Here is a 16387-nt window from a genome sequence, read left to right on the forward strand (position 1 = left end):
TTTGGCCCCTCCCATTCTGAAACTCGACGACATCTTCCTGAGCTTCGGCGGCGCACCGCTGCTGGCGGGCGCTTCGCTGCAGGTCGAGCCCGGCGACAAGATCTGTCTCGTTGGGCGTAACGGCTCTGGCAAATCGACACTCCTGAAGATTGCCGCCGGCCTGGTCGAGGCGCAGTCCGGCGAGGTCTTCCGCCATCCGTCTTCGACGGTGCGCTATCTCGAACAAGCCCCGGACTTTGCCGGCTTCCGCACCGTTCAGGCCTATGCCGAGGCCGGGCTGGGACCGGGCGACGACCACTATCGCGTCACCTATCTTCTGTCGCATCTCGGCCTGACCGGCGAAGAAGATCCGAACACCCTTTCCGGCGGTGAAGCGCGCCGGGCCGCGCTTGCCCGCGTGCTGGCCCCGGAACCGGATATTCTCCTGCTCGACGAGCCGACCAACCATCTCGACCTTCCCACAATCGAATGGCTGGAAGGCGAGCTGCAGAAGACCCGCAGCGCCCTGGTGCTGATTTCGCACGACCGTCGTTTCCTCGAAAAAGTCTCGACGGCAACCGTCTGGCTCGACCGCGGCGCCTCGCGCCGGCTCGACAGGGGATTCGCGCATTTCGAGGCATGGCGCGACCAGGTGCTGGAGGCCGAAGAGCTGGAGCAGCACAAGCTCGGCAAGGCGATCGAGCGCGAAGAACACTGGCTGCGCTACGGCGTCACGGCCCGGCGCAAACGCAACATGCGCCGCCTCGGCGAGCTGCAGACGATGCGTTCGCAATATCGCGGCCATAAGGGACCGCAAGGCACGGTGCAGGCGACGGTTTCGGACGCGCAGGAATCTGGCAAGCTGGTGATCGAGGCCGAGAAGATCACCAAGAGCTTCGGCGACTGGGCCATCGTCACGCCGTTCTCGATCCGCGTACATCGCGGCGATTGCATCGGTCTCGTCGGACCGAACGGTGCCGGCAAGACGACGCTCCTGAAAATGCTGACCGGCCAGCTTTCGCCGGATAGCGGCACAGTGAAACTCGGCACCAACCTGGAGATCGCCACCCTCGACCAGAAACGCGAGGACCTGAACCCCGAGGATACGCTTGCAAACTACCTGACGGACGGGCGTGGCGAAAACCTGCTCGTCAACGGCGAACAGCGCCATGTCACCGGCTACATGAAGGAATTCCTGTTCCAGCCGGAACAGGCGCGCACGCCGATCAAAAGCCTCTCCGGCGGCGAACGCGCCCGCCTGATGCTGGCACGCATCCTGGCGCGCCCGGCAAACCTCCTGATCCTCGACGAACCAACCAACGATCTCGACATCGAGACGCTCGACCTCCTGCAGGAAATCGTCGCCGGCTTTCCCGGCACCGTCATTCTCGTCAGCCACGATCGCGATTTCCTCGACCGCACCGTGACCTCGACGATCGCGCCCGCCATACCGGATGCGCCCGATGGCCGATGGATCGAATATGCCGGCGGCTACACGGACATGCTGGCGCAGCGCAAAGGCGCGCTCGAAGAGCGCCGGAAGGCCGAGAAGACGGCGGAGAAGCCGAAGACGCAGGAGATAACAGCTTCCGGCGGAGGCTCGAAGGGCAAGCTTTCCTTCAAGCAGAAATTCGCGCTGGAAAATCTGCCGAAGGAGATGGCCAAAGCCGAGGCCGAGCTCGCCAAGCGCGAACTTGTCATGGCCGATCCCGGTCTCTTCACGCGTGACCCCGCCGCCTTCAATCGGCTTGCGAGCGAGATGGAAAAGCTGCGCGCCGGCCTGTCCAAGATGGAAGAGGAATGGTTGGAGCTCGAAATGCTGCGCGAAGAGCTCGAAGGCTGAGACTCTCGCGCTCAGCCGCTCGCGTCACGCTGCAGGTAAAACTCCTGCTGATGGGGGAGGTCTTAAAGCGCCGGCGCGGGGACGACGGCTGCGCCCGCACTGGCGCTGGCGCCGGTGGTCTGGGCGACCTGCTGCTGCGGCTCTTCAGATCTCGAAGGCAGAGCCTGCAGATGCAGCACCCGCGGCTGCAGCGCCTCCAGATAGGTCTCAGAGCGGCCGATATAGATCATGCCCGTTTCGGGTATCGAAGTCAGCACGCTGCACATCGTCTCCTGCCATTCCGGCTCCATGCCCTCGAGCACTTCGTCGAAGATGATCCAACGCGGGCGCACCAGCAGCAGGCGCGCGAAGCCGATCGCCTTCTGCTCATCGCTGTCGAGCAGCTTGTCCCAGCGGGCGCGGGTATCGAGCCTTGCGATCAGAGAGTGCAGGCCGGCCTTTTCAAGGGCCGCCTCGACGGCAGCCTGCTCGTAGGCATCCGGGCTTTCGGGGAAGGCAAGCGCCTCGCGCAAAGTGCCGCCCGGAATATAGGCAATCTGCGGAACGAACAGCATGTCGTCGATCGGCGGCAGACCCATCGTGCCGCTGCCGCACGGCCAGAGCCCGGCCAAGGCCTGGAACAGCAGTTTGCGGTTGACGCTATGATCGCCGTTGATCATGATCTTTTCGCCGGCCTTGATCACGATATCGGTTTCACGCAGGCGAAAACCGCCGCATTCCTCGATGTCTTCGCCGATTTTGGCATTGATCACCACATCCTTCAGCGTCAGCCTGTCGGGGGTGGTGTTTTCATAGGCGATGCTGCCCTTCACACCAAAGTCCTCGTCCATGTCGAGCAGCGCCTGGCGGAAGTCGGTGACGCGCATCAGCGTGGCACGCCATTCGGCGATCGGGCCGAAATTGGCGACATACCAGCGCAACGCCGTATTGACTTGGTTGAAGGCGCCGACCGACATCATCAGCTGCCCGAGGGTGAGGCCGCCGGAAAAATAAGCGGGTGCGGCAACGATAATGGGGATAACGATCACGAGCCAGCCGTAGCCGGCCGAAACCCAGGTGAGATTGGTATTGGCCATGGCGAGCCGCTTGACCACCCTCAGCACCGAACTGATGTCGGTGTTGATGCGCCGGCGTTCATTCTCTTCGCCGCGAGCGACGGTGATTGCCGGCATGTTCTCATTGGCATGCATCAGCGTGAAACGAAGCTCGGCCTCCTTCGAGAACCGGTCGGCATTGAGCTTGACCAGCTTGCGGCCGACGACCTGACTCAGCACCGAGGCGGAGGCGGCATAAAAAATCGCTGCCCAGACCATGTAGCCTGGAATGGAGAAGCTGTGGCCGCTGATGTGGAAGACGAAGCCGCTCGACAGCTCCCAGAGCACGCCGATGAAGCTCACCAGAAGAATGGTTGACTGTAAGAGGCCGAGAACGAGCCCTGTTGTGCTTTCGGCGAGGTTACGGGAATCCTCGTGCAGGCGCTGGTCGGGATTGACGCCGATCAGGCCGCTCGAGGCGAGCCGCAGCGCCCGCTTGCGCTTCAGCCATTGATCGACGAGATCGCGCGACAGGCCCTCGCGCATATAGAGCGCGGTCATCTGGTTCAGCCAGGCCTGCAGCACGTTGAGCAGCAGCAGCGTGCCGGCGATCATCGCAAAGATTTCGAGCTGGTGGAAGAATTCGCCGAGATCGCGGCGCTCGAGCGAATCATAGAAGGGGGCGTTCCACTCGTTCAGAATGACCTGGCCATAAGCTGTCAGAAGGATGACGAGGATCAGCACTGTTGCCAGAAACAGCACCTTGCCACGCACTTCAGAATTCCAGAATGCCGAGAACATTACTCCGAGGCGATATGTCAGGCTGAAGTCGTAACCAACCTTATCCTGCCTCCTGGTGCCCGGCCTCCCCTCAATCTTATCTGCCATCATGCTTTTCCAAACCGCCCATACTGTCATTATTAACATGGTGGCGTTACCGGTCTATCAACAGATTTTATCAGTCATTAAACTGTGATGATTCTTGACGCTCCGCTCCCGCATGCATTCGGAGTTGATTCGCGGCTCAACTGGGACTAATTAAGGCACTCCGTGGTGATTTGGCCGGCCGGCTTGCAGCCACGTTAAAAAAGTCGCTAAAGGGCCGCGTGCGGACCGGTAGCGATTTTTTCGCCGCCGGTTTTTTATTTTCGATCGAGTTGACCGCAAATGCCCATCAAGATCCCCGATACGCTGCCCGCTTTCGAAACCCTGGTTCAGGAAGGTGTGCGGGTGATGACCGAGACGATGGCGATCCGTCAGGATATAAGACCGTTGCAGATCGGCCTGCTCAACCTGATGCCCAACAAGATCAAGACCGAACTGCAGATGGCCCGTCTCGTCGGCGCTTCGCCGCTGCAGGTGGAGCTGTCGCTCATCCGCATCGGCGGCCACAAGGCGAAGAACACATCCGAAGATCACCTGCTCGCCTTCTACCAGACCTGGGAAGAGGTGAAGCAGCGCAAGTTCGATGGCTTCATCATCACCGGAGCGCCGATCGAGCTTCTGCCCTACGAGGACGTTACCTATTGGGCAGAGATGCAGGAGATCTTTAATTGGACCGAGACCAACGTCCATTCGACGATGAACGTCTGCTGGGGCGCGATGGCGGCGATCTATCACTTCCACGGCGTTCCGAAATATGAGCTTAAGGAAAAGGCCTTTGGCGTCTACCGGCACCGAAACCTGAAGCCTTCCTCCATCTATCTGAACGGCTTTTCCGACAATTTCGAGGTTCCGGTGTCGCGGTGGACAGAGGTGCGCCGCGAAGATATCGAGAAATCCGCAAGCCTGGAAATCCTGATGGAATCCAGCGAGATGGGCGTATGCCTCGTGCACGAGAAGAGGGGCCGGCGGCTCTACATGTTCAACCACGTCGAATATGATTCCACCTCGCTTTCGGATGAGTATTTCCGCGATGTGGATGCCGGCGTGCCGATCAAGATGCCGCATAATTACTTCCCGCATAATGATCCGACGCTTGCGCCGCAGAACCGCTGGCGCAGCCATGCGCACCTCTTGTTCGGTAACTGGATCAATGAGATTTACCAGACGACGCCCTATGACGTCGAAGAGATCGGCATGGATCTTTGACCGGCATTTCTTTCTGACCTGCCCGGTTGCGGTTTGGAGCAAATGCGGTCAGGTTCCGGTCCGGAACTCTATAGCGCCGCGCGTCTTATCGGACGCGCAAAGGAACGGACGGTCGATTATGTCGGATAAGTTGGAGCGGGATGTTTTCGGGCAGACGAAGGCGGGCGAAACCGTCTATCGCGTCGTCATCAATGGCGGCGGCCTGACGGCCAAGATCATCACCTGGGGCGCGGTCATCCAGGATCTGCGCCTTGCGGGACATGACGCGCCGCTGCAGCTTGGCTTCGAGGAGTTCGACAACTACCCGCTCTACTCGGCCTATTTCGGCGCGACGCCCGGCCGCTGCGCCAATCGCATCGGCGGCGGCAGGTTCACGCTCGACGGCAAGGATTATCAGCTCGAGCGGAACGAAAACGGCGTGACGCATCTGCATGGCGGCAGCGACAACATCGGCAAGCGCAACTGGACGATCGTCGAGCATGACGTCGACCGGCTGGTGATGAAGATCGTCGATCCCGACGGCCGCGCCGGCTACCCCGGCAATTGCACCATCCAGGCGACGTTCCGGGTGCATGGCAACGGCGAGCTGTCGATCACCTACGAATCAACAAGCGACCAGCCGACGCTCGCCAATGTCTGCCAGCACGCCTATTTCAATCTCGACGGCCGCGACGATGCGCTGGCCCACGACATCATGATCGCCGCCGATCACTATTTGCCGACCGACGAAAAGCAGGTGCCGACCGGCGAAATCCGGCCCGTTGCCGGCACTGAATTCGATTTCCGCGAGATGGCTCCGATGAAGCGTTTCGTCGGCAATGAACAGGCATTGTACGACCATAATTTCTGCCTGTCTCGAGAACGCACCGCCAAGCGGACTGTGGCACTCGCCCGCAGCCTCTATTCCGGCGTGTCGCTGGAAGTGCGCAGCACCGAGCCGGGCGTGCAGTTCTATGCCGGCTTCAAGCTCAATACAGGTGCTCCCGGCCTCGGCGGGCGCAATTACGGCCCGTTCGCCGGCTTCTGCCTGGAAACGCAGGTCTGGCCGGATGCCATTAATCACGAAGGCTTTCCGAATGCGGTCCTGCGCCCCGGCGAAGTGCTGCGCCAGGAGACGGACTACATCTTCACCAAGAGCTGAGCATTCTAGAGACGCACGGCTGTCAAATTTGACCGTTATGAACCCTCTTCGGTTTGCCGGAGAGGGTTTTTTTAGGCCTTGTCCGATTCAGACTTGCCGATTGGTTCTATATAGGTTCTATTGTCTGCCCATGGATAGAACCAGTCTAGTAGCTGAACTCAATAGACGCGGCCTGCGCGACGAAGCGTTGGCCGGGCCGCTCTACAAGCGGCTGGCGCAGGCGCTGACCAGCCTCATTCAGGAGGGCTTGCTGAAGGCCGGCACGGCGCTGCCGGGCGAGCGCGACCTTGCCGAGGCTCTCAAGCTTGGCCGCGTCACCGTGCGCACTGCCTATCGCGACCTGATGGCGGCCGGCGCACTGGAATCACGCCACGGAAGCGGTACTTTCGTATCGGGTAAGGTGGAGCGCATGGAACAGTCGCTCTGGCGGCTTTCCTCCTTCTCCGCCGACATGCGCTCGCGCGGGCGTCTGCCGGCCGCACGCATCTTGTCGCGGGAGATCAACACGCCGTCTCCGGAGGAATCCTTTCTGCTCGGCCTCGGCGCTGGCGAACCGGTTCTGAGGCTCGACCGTCTGCGCCTCGCCGACGGCCTGCCGCTGGCGATCGAGCGCGCCGTCGTGCCGGTCAAGTTTCTGGGGGAGAACGCCGGCGGCGAGGGATCGCTCTACGATGCGCTGGCGGCGAATGGCCACCGACCGGTGCGTGCGCTGCAGCGGCTGACCGCCGTCACGCTCGATACGTCCTATGCCGCGATGCTGAACGTCAAGGCAGGCGCACCGGCGCTTCTGATCGAACGTGTCTCGCGCCTGGAAGACCAGCGCGTCGTCGAATATACCCGCTCGCACTACCGCGGCGATGCCTATGATTTCGTTGCCGAATTGAGAATTGGAGATGACCATGAGTGAGAACCAGTCGTTGATGCTGCAGGAAGCCGGCCAGTCGCCGGAGGTGGTGGCCACGCTTCTCGAAAAGGAAAAACCGGTCTTTGCGGAAATCGCCCGGCTGTTTTCGTCCGCCCGCCCGAGCGTGGTGACCACGGCGGCGCGCGGCTCCTCGGACCACGCCGCCACCTTCTTCAAATATCTTTTCGAGATCTCCTGCGGCGTACCGGTCGCATCGGTGGGACCGTCAATCGCTTCCGTCTACGGCGCTGCCCTCCATCTGAAGGGCGGTGTGCACTTCACTGTTTCGCAGTCGGGCGCCAGCCCTGACATCGTGGCTTTGCAGGAGGCGGCGAAGAAGGGTGGGGCGACGACCATCGCCGTCGTCAACGTCACCGACAGCCCGCTTGCCAAACAGGCCGATATCGTTCTCGGTCTTAACGCCGGCGCGGAAAAAAGCGTGGCGGCGACCAAATCCTTCATTGCCTCCGTCGCCGCCCTTTCCGGCGTGACGGCCGCGATCGGCGGCGCGTCCGGCCTGCAGGCAGCGCTTGAAAAACTGCCGGAGGCGCTTTCGGCGACCGCAGGTATCGAAACGGCGGCGGTCGAGGAGGTGCTGTTCCATGCGACCTCGCTCTATACGGCCGGCCGCGGCCCGGCGTTTGCGATCGCGCTAGAAGCGGCACTGAAGGCGAAGGAAACCTCCGGCCTGCATGCCGAGGCCTTTTCGCTAGCGGAACTGATGCACGGTCCGATGCGCCTGGTGCAGCCCGGCTTTCCGATCGTCGCCTTCGCGCCTGACGATGCGGCCTTCGCCAATAACGGCCAGGCGCTGGAGCGGCTGCAGAAGCTCGGCGCCACCACCGTCGGTTTTTCGGCACAGCCGCTTCCCGGCATCAATCTGCGCGTGCCGACGACGGGCAATGGCCTGATCGATCCGCTGGTGTCGCTGCTCGTCTACTACCGGCTGATCGAATCGGTGACGCGCCGCAAGGGCTTCGATCCCGACCGGCCGGCGAACCTGCTCAAGGTGACGGAGACGATCTGATGGTCCGCAAGATCTTCGTCGGCGCCCGCATCTTTGACGGCGAGCGCTTCCATGACGACAAAGCGCTCATCGTTGCCGACGGCCGCGTCGAAGCGATCATCGCGGTAAACGACCTGCCCGATGGCGAGACGGTCGCTCTTGCGGGCGGCATCCTGTCGGCCGGCTTCATCGATGCGCAGGTCAATGGCGGCGGCGGCCGAATGTTGAACGATGAGCCTTCCCCAGCGTCGATGGATATCATCGCCAACGCGCATCGGCCTTACGGCACGACGTCGCTGCTGCCGACCTTGATCACCGACACATCCGAGGCGACCAGTGCCGCTATCGAAGCGGCGAAGGAGGCTGTGAAAGAAGACCGTGGCGTCGCCGGCCTGCATCTCGAAGGCCCGCATCTGGCGCCAGCCCGCAAGGGCGCTCATTTGGCCGAGCTGATGCGGCCGGTGGAGGATAGCGACATCAAGGCCTTCATCCGGGCACGTGAGTCGATAGGCACGCTGCTCGTCACCATCGCCGCCGAGCAGGTGACGGTCGCCCAGGTGCGCGAGCTTGCCGAAGCCGGCGTCACCGTCAGCATCGGCCATTCCGATTGTTCCAGCGAGGCGGCGGAGGAACGGTTCGATGCCGGAGCGCGCGGGGTCACGCATCTCTTCAACGCGATGAGCCAGATGGGCCACCGTGCTCCGGGCCTGGTCGGCGCGGCCATCGATCATCCCGCATCCTGGTGCGGCATCATTGCCGACGGCCATCACGTCGATCCGAAGGCCCTGCGCACGGCGCTGCGCGCCAAGCGCGGCGAAGGCAAGCTGTTCTTCGTGACCGACGCGATGTCGCTTGTCGGCTCGCAACAGGACTCGTTCACGCTGAACGGACGCACCGTTCGGCGCGAAAGGGGCGGCTTCTGCTCGAAGCTCGTGCTTTCCGACGGGACGCTCGCCGGCTCCGACGTCGATATGATCTCGGCGATCCGCTACGGCGTCACCTATCTCGACCTGACGCTCGCCGAGGCCTTGCGTATGGCGACCCTCTATCCCGCGCGTTTCCTGAGGCTTGCCGATCGTGGCCATCTCTCGCCGGGCGCGCGCGCCGATCTCGTACATCTGACAGATGCGCTTACTGTCACCGCCACCTGGCTTGCCGGCGAGGCAGCCTGAACGCAAGGAGAAGCGGGATGACTGACATTACCGATGCCTATTTCTCCAACCTGATCGGCCGGCTGGAGACGTTGAGGCAGGCGCTCGCCGAACCGATGGCGCAGGCCGCGGCGGTCATCCTCGATGCCGCCCGCGACGACAAGCGCGTCTATGTGTTCGGCACCGGCCATTCGCACATGCTGGCGGAAGAGGTGCACTACCGCGCCGGCGGGCTCGCCTTCACCGTGCCGGTGCTTGTCGGCTCCGCCATGCTGCATGAGGGCGCCGTCATCAGTTCGGTCTATGAGCGCACACAGGGCCTTGTGCGGCCGATGCTGGAGCGTTACGGCATGCAGCCGGGCGACGTTATCATCATCGCCTCCAATTCGGGTGTGAACGCCGCGCCGATCGAGGCGGCCGACTATGCGCGCGACATCGGCGCAAAGGTCATCGCCATCACGTCGATCGCCTATTCCTCGGCGATCGCCAATGGTCGCCGCCGGCTCGCCGACGTTGCCGACGTGGTGCTCGACAACGGATTGCCGCCGGGTGACGCCGTTGTCGATCTCGAAGGAACAGGACTTCGGGTCGGACCGGTTTCGACGGCGGTCGGGGTGACCATCATCAATGCGATCTTTGCCGAAGTTGCCTCGGAGCTTTCGAAATGCGGCGATGCGCCGGTTTATCTCAGCGCCAACATGCCGGGTGCAGCCGAGATCAACCAGAAGCTCGTCAAGAAATACCGGCCGCGCAACCCGCATCTGTGACAAGTGGACGAAAAAAGGCCGGTCGAAGCCGGCCTTTTCACGCGATCAAATCAGTAATCAATCCTTGGCGCGCTCGACGTAGGAATTGTCTTCCGTCGCGATGACGACGCGGGTGCCGGCATCGATATGAGGCGGGACCGAGGTGCGGATGCCGTTGGAGAGCATGGCCGGCTTGTAGGACGAGGATGCCGTCTGGCCCTTGACGACCGGTTCGGTCTCGACGATCTCGAGCGTGACGTGGCGGGGCAGTTCGAGCGCCAGCGGAATGCCTTCGTGGATCGACAGGATGCAGGTCATGCCTTCCTGCAGATAGGCCTTCTGGTCGCCCATGGTTTCCGCGCTGACGACCACCTGGTCGTAGGTCGCCGGGTTCATGAAGTGGAAACCTTCGCCATCTTCATAGAGGTACTGGAAGTTGACGTCTTCGACGAAGGCGCGCTCGACCTGTTCGGTGGTGCGCCAGCGTTCGGAGACCTTCACGCCGTCGACGATGCGGCGCATGTCGACCTGGGTGACCGGCGTGCCCTTGCCCGGATGAAAGTTCTGGGCGGTGAGAACGACGTAGAGCTTGCCGTCCACGTCGAGAACGTTGCCCTTGCGGACCGAAGAGGCGATGACCTTGACCATAAGACTTCCTTGTAACTCGGCTTTCGGCGTCGTAGAGGACTGTCGAGACGCCCCAAGACGCAAATGTTTTTCTTTGGGGGCGCAACTAACCTAAAATCCGGGAAATAGCCACCCCCATACCGGCTTCTCCGGCGAAGAAAGCTTGGAATGAACTTTTCGGCCAAAGCGTCTCCCTGGTGGACCCCGTCCGTGCATGCCGACCGCCGCCCGTTCCTGATCGGGCGCAATACGATTCAGGCTGCGCTTCGCGGGTTTTTCGCGCGCGAGGATTTCATCGAGGTCGACACGGCGGTGCTGCAGGTCTCCCCCGGCAACGAAGCGCATCTGCATGCCTTCGCGACGCAAGCGATAACGACGGACGGTCAGGCGGCACCGTTCTATCTGCACACCTCGCCGGAATTCGCCTGCAAGAAGCTGCTTGCTGCGGGCGAACAGCGCATCTCGTGTTTTGCCCATGTCTATCGCAATCGCGAGCGCGGGCCGTTGCACCATCCAGAATTCAGCATGCTCGAATGGTATCGGGCCGGTGAAAGCTATGAGAGCCTGATGATGGATAGCGTGCGGATCCTGGCGCTGGCGGCCGAAACAGTGAAGACGGACAAACTTTCCTATCGTGGCAGCGAAAGCGATCCCTTCGCCGGGCCGGAGCGGATCAGCGTCGCAGAAGCCTTTGAGCGGCATGCCGGCATCGATCTTCTTGCCTCCGTTGCCGCGGACGGTTCGACGGATCGCGAGCATCTGGCGACCGAACTCAGGCGTGTCGGCATGCGCGTCGCCGATGACGACGGCTGGGCCGATCTCTTCAGCCGGGTGCTGGTCGAAAAGATCGAGCCGCATCTCGGCTTCGGCCGTATCACCATTCTCGACGAATATCCGGTCTCGGAGGCCGCACTTGCACGTCCCTCGGCGCGCGACCCCCGGGTTGCCGAACGCTTCGAGCTCTATGCATGCGGCGTCGAGCTTGCCAATGGTTTCGGCGAACTCACCAACGCCGGCGAACAACGGCGGCGCTTCGAGATCGAAATGGCCGAGAAGGCGCGGATCTATGGCGAGACTTACCCGATCGATGAGGATTTTCTTGCCGCGCTGTCGCTGATGCCCGAGGCAAGCGGCATCGCGCTCGGCTTCGACCGGCTGGTGATGCTGGCCACGGGGGCGTCGCGGATCGACCAGGTGCTGTGGGCGCCGGTTGCGGAGTACGGAAGATGAATGCCGTCAAACAGATCAAGAGCGTCGACGATCTCGTGAAGGCGGGGCTTGCCGCGCCTGCCGACCGCGCAGCGCTCGAGGCGGTCGCCGCGCGTTACGCCATCGCGCTGACGCCTACCGTCACCAGGCTGATCGATCACGCCGATCCCAGCGACCCGATCGGCCGGCAATTCGTGCCCGATGCGGCCGAACTCATTGTCGCGCCCGAAGAACGTGCCGATCCGATCGGCGATCACGCCCACAGCCCGGTCGAGGGCATTGTGCACCGTTATCCCGACCGGGTGCTGCTGAAGGCCGTGCATGTCTGCCCCGTCTATTGCCGCTTCTGCTTTCGCCGCGAAATGGTCGGGCCGCAGGGTCTCGGCACGCTCGATGCGGCGGCGATGGAGGCAGCCTTCGATTACATCGGGAGTCATCAGGAGATCTGGGAGGTCATCCTGACCGGCGGCGACCCGCTGGTGCTTTCACCGCGGCGACTCCGCGAGATCATGGAGGCGCTCGCTAATATTGCCCATGTGAAGATCGTACGTTTCCATACGCGCGTCCCCGTCGTCGATCCGGAGAAAATCGATGCGGCGCTCATTGCCGCGCTGAAGGCAAGTGGCAAGACGATCTATGTGGCGCTGCACGCCAATCATGTCAGAGAGTTGACGATGGAAGCGCGGGCGGCCTGCGCGCACTTGGTCGATGCCGGCATCGCCATGGTCAGCCAATCGGTGCTGCTCAAGGGTATCAACGACGACCCTGCGATTCTTGCCGAACTGATGAAGGCTTTCGTCGAAATCCGCGTCAAACCTTACTACCTCCATCATCCCGATCTCGCGCCCGGCACCAGCCATTTCAGACTGACGATCGAGGAGGGGCAGAGGATCGTCGCGGCGCTGCGCGGACGGATTTCCGGCCTCTGCCAGCCGACTTACATTCTCGACATCCCGGGCGGCCATGGTAAAGCCGTTGTCAGCGGAAGCACTGTTCGGACGACGGGCGACGGGTGTTATTCCATCTCGGATTACCGCGGCGGCGAGCATTCCTATCCGCCGGCTGACTGACCCGAGGTCGCGCTTTTGCGTATCATTTCTGTACTCGCCGCGTCGGAAGCCGCGTCGAGCATTTCCATTGAAATGATCTTAGCTCATTGATGTAAAATGAATATTCCTGCCGTCACCGGAAGGATCGTTAAAATCCTAACTATGAGGACCCATCATCTTTAACCCAACCTATTAGCGGAATGTTCTGTTTTCCGCACTAAAAGGACGCTCATGACAAGGCGATGAACGCCGGTTCGGGATCATGAGAACCTTGGAGTGATGGGATGAATAAGACAATCCGCGACCTCGTAGCCAAATTCGGCAAACTTCCTACGCCGGTTGACCAGATCGCCGACGATGCCGATCTTTATGCGGCAGGTCTGACGTCCTTTGCCTCGGTGCAGCTGATGCTCGGCATTGAAGAGGCGTTCGACATCGAATTTCCCGACAATCTGCTGAACCGCAAATCCTTCGCGAGCATCTCGGCCATCGCCAAGACGGTCGATATCATCCAGGATGGTCGGAAGGTCGCCTGATGAACTTCCCCGTCAAGATCATAGAGGACGGTCTTGTCGCAAGGGTCGCCCGTGTCGCCGAAGTTGCGGCGAGACATGCGGATGCCGTCGACATCGAAGGCCGCTTCCCCAGGGAAGCCGTGGATGCGATGAAGGCCGAGAGGCTGCTCGGCATTCAGGTGCCGCGCCAGCTCGGCGGTGAATCGGCCTCGATCACCCAAATCGCCGAGTTGTGCTCGATGCTCGGCCAAGCCTGTGCCGCAAGCGCCATGGTCTTCGCCATGCACCATATCAAGCTGTCCAGCCTCGTTGAACACGGCGCCGACAGCGAATGGCATTGCGGCTTCATGCGCGGCATCGCAGCAGAACAACTGCTGATCGCGTCGGCCACCACCGAAGGCGGCATCGGCGGCAACCTGCGCAACAGCATTTGCGCGATCGAGATCGATGGCGATCTCTGCCGTCTCGAAAAGGATGCGACCGTCATTTCCTATGGCTCGCATGCCGACGCCATTCTCATCACTTCGCGCGCCCACGCGCAGGCGGCATCCTCCGATCAGGTGCTGACGGCCTTCCTCAAGGACCAGTACACGCTCGAGAAAACGCATGTCTGGAATACGCTCGGCATGCGTGGCACCTGCTCCGACGGCTTCCTCTTCAAAGGCCAAGCGCCAGTGCGGCAGATCCTGCCGAAGCCCTTCGCGGAGATTGCGGCGCAATCCATGCTCGCTTCCTCGCACCTGCTCTGGAGCGGCGTCTGGTACGGCATCGCGGTCGATGCTGTTGCCCGCGCCCAGGCCTTTGTGCGCGCTGCTGCCCGCAAAGCGCCGGACGCCCAGCCGCCGGGCGCGCTGCGCCTCGCCGAAGTCTCTAACCTGCTGCAAATGGTGAAATCCAATGTCGTTGCCGGGTTGAAGGCTTATGACGATGCCAAATTAGACCCGGACAGGCTGTCGTCGATGGGTTTTGCGGTGGCGATGAACAACGTCAAGATTGCCTCTTCCGAGACGATCCTGGAGATCGTCAATCACGCCATGCTGATCTGCGGCATCATGGGCTACAAGAACGGCACGCCCTTCAGCCTCGGACGCCATCTGCGCGATGCCCATTCCGCACAACTCATGATTTCGAACGACCGCATCCTCGCCAACACATCGAGCATGCTTCTCGTCCACAAGCAGGACACTAGCCTACTGGGGTAAAGCCATGGATATGCAGACCTCGTTTCTGGACCGGCTCTTCGAGTCCGGCCTGCTGATAGATACCGGCGTTGACGGTCTCTATGGCCGCAGCGGCCAGTTCGAAGATGTCATAACCGCCTTCGAACGGCTGATCGATACGTTCGGCGGCGCCGACGGCGCCGAGGCGATGCGTTTCCCGCCCGGCATGAACCGCGCGCTCTTCGAAAAGAGCGGTTATATGAAAAGCTTCCCGCAGCTTGCCGGCACGGTGCACAGTTTCTGCGGCAGCGAGCTCGACCATATGAGCCTGCTTGAATGCATGGAGGTCGGCGAGGACTGGACCAAGGACCAGCAAGCGACCGATATCGTGCTGACACCGGCTGCCTGCTACCCGCTGTATCCGACGGTCGCCAAGCGCGGCAACCTGCCGAAGACGGGCGGCCTGTTCGATTTGCAGTCCTACTGCTTCCGCCATGAACCATCGAAAGATCCGGCCCGCCAGCAGCTCTTCCGCATGCGCGAATATGTCTGCATGGGAACCGAGCAGCACGTCACCGATTTCCGTCAGAAATGGATAGACCGCGGCGTCGAAATGATGAAGCAGCTTGGCCTCGATGTGACCATTGATGTTGCCAACGACCCCTTCTTCGGCCGCGCCGGCAAGATGATGGTCAACAACCAGCGCGACCAGAACCTGAAGTTCGAGCTGCTGATCCCGATTACCTCTAGGGCGAAGCCGACGGCCTGCATGAGCTTCAATTACCATCAGGACTCCTTCGGTCTGAAGTGGGGCCTCAATCTGGAAGACGGCAGCGTTGCGCACACCGCTTGCGTCGGCTTCGGCCTGGAGCGTATCGCGCTCGCCCTTTTCCACCACCACGGGCTCGACGTGAAGCAGTGGCCGGCCAGCGTACGGAAAACGCTGTGGGGCTGATGACGGCGATGACATCGGTCTTCCCGGCGATCAGTCCGGAAACCTACCAGCAGCATGCGCTGCATTCCGGCGAGCGCGCATGGCCGGAAACCAACTGCTATGTCGATCTCTGGATCGAGGTGCTGGCGACGGCGGGCGTCGCGCCCGAGGCGATGCTGGGTTTCACCCTGTCGCAGGATTTCGAAGGCGATCAGTTCACCTTCTTCAAGGTGCCGCTCGAAGATCTCGAAGCGCTTTACGGCATCCGCGCGACCGAGCTTGCCATCTACGACCGTGTCGAACGGCATGTCGAAGTGCAGATCGCGCGCGGTCGTCTCTGCCTGATCGAGATGGATTCCTTCTACATGCCGGATACGCGCGGCACCGCCTATCGGCAGGAGCATGGCAAGACGACGGTTGCGGTCAACCGGCTTGATGTTGCGGCAAAGCGCGTCGAGTATTTTCACAATGCCGGCTATTTCCGCCTCGAAGGCGAGGATTTCGATGGGCTGTTCCAGCAGCAGCTGACGGAGAACGACCCACCCTTCTTGCCCTATACGGAATTTGCCCGGTTTCCGGAAAAGCCCGCCGACGAAGCGCATCTGCGCGCGACCGTACGGCGGCTTGCGGGTTTTCACTTCGCCAGGCGTCCCCGCGAAAACCCTATCCGCGCCTTCGCGCGCGTCTTCCCCCAGCAGGTGGAAGCGGTGGCGGAGCGGCCGTTTGGCTTCTTCCACAAATACGCCTTCAACACGCTTCGACAGGTCGGCGCCAATTTCGAGCTGGCGGCCGATCATCTGCTCTGGCTCTCTCCCGAATTTACGGCCCCCGCCGAGGATGCGCGACGCATTTCAGACGCGGCGAAGTCCGTGCAGTTCCAGCTTGCCCGCGCCGTTGCCCGCAGGAGGTTCGAGCCGCTGCAGGCGGCACTTGATCCGGCCGCCGATGCATGGGATTCCATGATGGCATCGCTTGCGGAGCGAATCTGAGGCTGGAGA

The 16387-nt window shown here is 61.8% G+C and carries 15 protein-coding genes and 1 riboswitch; of the genes, 13 read left to right on the forward strand and 2 right to left on the reverse strand.

The features are described 5' to 3' along the window. Position 1 precedes the first annotated feature (1 nt). A complete protein-coding gene (locus FHT70_RS19005; RefSeq protein WP_183703944.1) occupies positions 2-1822 on the forward strand; it encodes an ABC-F family ATP-binding cassette domain-containing protein in 1821 nt (606 codons plus the stop codon). 62 nt (positions 1823-1884) lie between these two features. Here FHT70_RS19005 and FHT70_RS19010 read toward each other — a convergent pair whose 3' ends face one another. Then, complete coding sequence (locus FHT70_RS19010; protein WP_183703946.1) at positions 1885-3783, reverse strand: ABC transporter ATP-binding protein/permease; 1899 nt, start codon at positions 3781-3783, stop codon at positions 1885-1887. A gap of 113 nt (positions 3784-3896) precedes the next feature. Then, positions 3897-3974, forward strand: a riboswitch (SAM riboswitch). A 49-nt stretch (positions 3975-4023) separates the two neighbouring features. Between FHT70_RS19010 and metA the strand changes: the two genes are divergently transcribed. The 6 genes from metA (at position 4024) to FHT70_RS19040 (ending at position 9916) form a co-directional block, all read left to right on the forward strand. After that, on the forward strand, positions 4024-4947 hold the full coding sequence (metA, locus tag FHT70_RS19015) for a homoserine O-succinyltransferase (RefSeq protein ID WP_020922563.1): 924 nt from the start codon (positions 4024-4026) through the stop codon (positions 4945-4947). A gap of 118 nt (positions 4948-5065) precedes the next feature. After that, a complete protein-coding gene (locus FHT70_RS19020) occupies positions 5066-6088 on the forward strand; it encodes an aldose epimerase family protein (protein ID WP_183703948.1) in 1023 nt (340 codons plus the stop codon). A gap of 130 nt (positions 6089-6218) precedes the next feature. Beyond that, entirely contained in the window at positions 6219-6995 is a 777-nt protein-coding gene (locus FHT70_RS19025) for a GntR family transcriptional regulator (RefSeq protein WP_183703951.1), read from the forward strand. Then, entirely contained in the window at positions 6988-8019 is a 1032-nt protein-coding gene (locus tag FHT70_RS19030; RefSeq protein WP_183703954.1) for an SIS domain-containing protein, read from the forward strand. The genes FHT70_RS19025 and FHT70_RS19030 overlap by 8 nt, the downstream gene beginning before the upstream one ends. Further along, the gene (gene nagA / locus FHT70_RS19035; protein ID WP_183703957.1) at positions 8019-9170 is read left to right on the forward strand and encodes an N-acetylglucosamine-6-phosphate deacetylase; all 1152 of its coding nucleotides are present in this window, start codon (positions 8019-8021) and stop codon (positions 9168-9170) included. The genes FHT70_RS19030 and nagA overlap by 1 nt, the downstream gene beginning before the upstream one ends. Positions 9171-9187: 17 nt before the next feature. Further along, positions 9188-9916, forward strand: a complete 729-nt coding sequence (locus FHT70_RS19040; protein WP_183703960.1) for an SIS domain-containing protein — start codon at positions 9188-9190, stop codon at positions 9914-9916. Between the two features lie 57 nt (positions 9917-9973). Here the strand turns inward: FHT70_RS19040 and efp are convergent, their stop codons facing one another. Then, positions 9974-10543, reverse strand: a complete 570-nt coding sequence (gene efp, locus FHT70_RS19045) for an elongation factor P (protein ID WP_064696465.1) — start codon at positions 10541-10543, stop codon at positions 9974-9976. A 147-nt stretch (positions 10544-10690) separates the two neighbouring features. Between efp and epmA the strand changes: the two genes are divergently transcribed. The 6 genes from epmA (at position 10691) to FHT70_RS19075 (ending at position 16378) form a co-directional block, all read left to right on the forward strand. After that, positions 10691-11752, forward strand: a complete 1062-nt coding sequence (epmA, locus tag FHT70_RS19050; RefSeq protein ID WP_183703963.1) for an EF-P lysine aminoacylase EpmA — start codon at positions 10691-10693, stop codon at positions 11750-11752. Next, positions 11749-12801: a lysine-2,3-aminomutase-like protein gene (locus FHT70_RS19055; protein WP_183703966.1), complete on the forward strand. Its 1053-nt coding sequence runs from the start codon at positions 11749-11751 to the stop codon at positions 12799-12801. The genes epmA and FHT70_RS19055 overlap by 4 nt, the downstream gene beginning before the upstream one ends. A gap of 263 nt (positions 12802-13064) precedes the next feature. Further along, entirely contained in the window at positions 13065-13316 is a 252-nt protein-coding gene (locus FHT70_RS19060) for an acyl carrier protein (protein WP_085779839.1), read from the forward strand. Further along, the gene (locus FHT70_RS19065; protein WP_183703969.1) at positions 13316-14497 is read left to right on the forward strand and encodes an acyl-CoA dehydrogenase family protein; all 1182 of its coding nucleotides are present in this window, start codon (positions 13316-13318) and stop codon (positions 14495-14497) included. The genes FHT70_RS19060 and FHT70_RS19065 overlap by 1 nt, the downstream gene beginning before the upstream one ends. 4 nt (positions 14498-14501) lie before the next feature. After that, positions 14502-15410 (forward strand): amino acid--[acyl-carrier-protein] ligase, encoded by a 909-nt coding sequence (locus FHT70_RS19070; protein WP_183703972.1) that lies wholly within the window; start codon positions 14502-14504, stop codon positions 15408-15410. Then, positions 15401-16378, forward strand: a complete 978-nt coding sequence (locus FHT70_RS19075; protein WP_183703975.1) for a DUF1839 family protein — start codon at positions 15401-15403, stop codon at positions 16376-16378. Before FHT70_RS19070 ends, FHT70_RS19075 begins: the two co-directional genes overlap by 10 nt. Positions 16379-16387: the final 9 nt, after the last annotated feature.

This window comes from Rhizobium sp. BK049, assembly GCF_014193135.1.
In the GTDB taxonomy this organism is placed as follows: Bacteria; Pseudomonadota; Alphaproteobacteria; order Rhizobiales; family Rhizobiaceae; genus Rhizobium.

Excerpts from the sequence above, each read along its gene's own strand:
- FHT70_RS19010 (WP_183703946.1), bottom strand. The coding sequence starts at position 3,783 with ATGTTAATAATGACAGTATGGGCGGTTTGGAAAAGCATGATGGCAGAT.
- metA (WP_020922563.1), top strand. The coding sequence starts at position 4,024 with ATGCCCATCAAGATCCCCGATACGCTGCCCGCTTTCGAAACCCTGGTT.
- FHT70_RS19020 (WP_183703948.1), top strand. The coding sequence starts at position 5,066 with ATGTCGGATAAGTTGGAGCGGGATGTTTTCGGGCAGACGAAGGCGGGC.
- FHT70_RS19025 (WP_183703951.1), top strand. The coding sequence starts at position 6,219 with ATGGATAGAACCAGTCTAGTAGCTGAACTCAATAGACGCGGCCTGCGC.
- FHT70_RS19030 (WP_183703954.1), top strand. The coding sequence starts at position 6,988 with ATGAGTGAGAACCAGTCGTTGATGCTGCAGGAAGCCGGCCAGTCGCCG.
- nagA (WP_183703957.1), top strand. The coding sequence starts at position 8,019 with ATGGTCCGCAAGATCTTCGTCGGCGCCCGCATCTTTGACGGCGAGCGC.
- FHT70_RS19040 (WP_183703960.1), top strand. The coding sequence starts at position 9,188 with ATGACTGACATTACCGATGCCTATTTCTCCAACCTGATCGGCCGGCTG.
- efp (WP_064696465.1), bottom strand. The coding sequence starts at position 10,543 with ATGGTCAAGGTCATCGCCTCTTCGGTCCGCAAGGGCAACGTTCTCGAC.
- epmA (WP_183703963.1), top strand. The coding sequence starts at position 10,691 with ATGAACTTTTCGGCCAAAGCGTCTCCCTGGTGGACCCCGTCCGTGCAT.
- FHT70_RS19055 (WP_183703966.1), top strand. The coding sequence starts at position 11,749 with ATGAATGCCGTCAAACAGATCAAGAGCGTCGACGATCTCGTGAAGGCG.
- FHT70_RS19060 (WP_085779839.1), top strand. The coding sequence starts at position 13,065 with ATGAATAAGACAATCCGCGACCTCGTAGCCAAATTCGGCAAACTTCCT.
- FHT70_RS19065 (WP_183703969.1), top strand. The coding sequence starts at position 13,316 with ATGAACTTCCCCGTCAAGATCATAGAGGACGGTCTTGTCGCAAGGGTC.
- FHT70_RS19070 (WP_183703972.1), top strand. The coding sequence starts at position 14,502 with ATGGATATGCAGACCTCGTTTCTGGACCGGCTCTTCGAGTCCGGCCTG.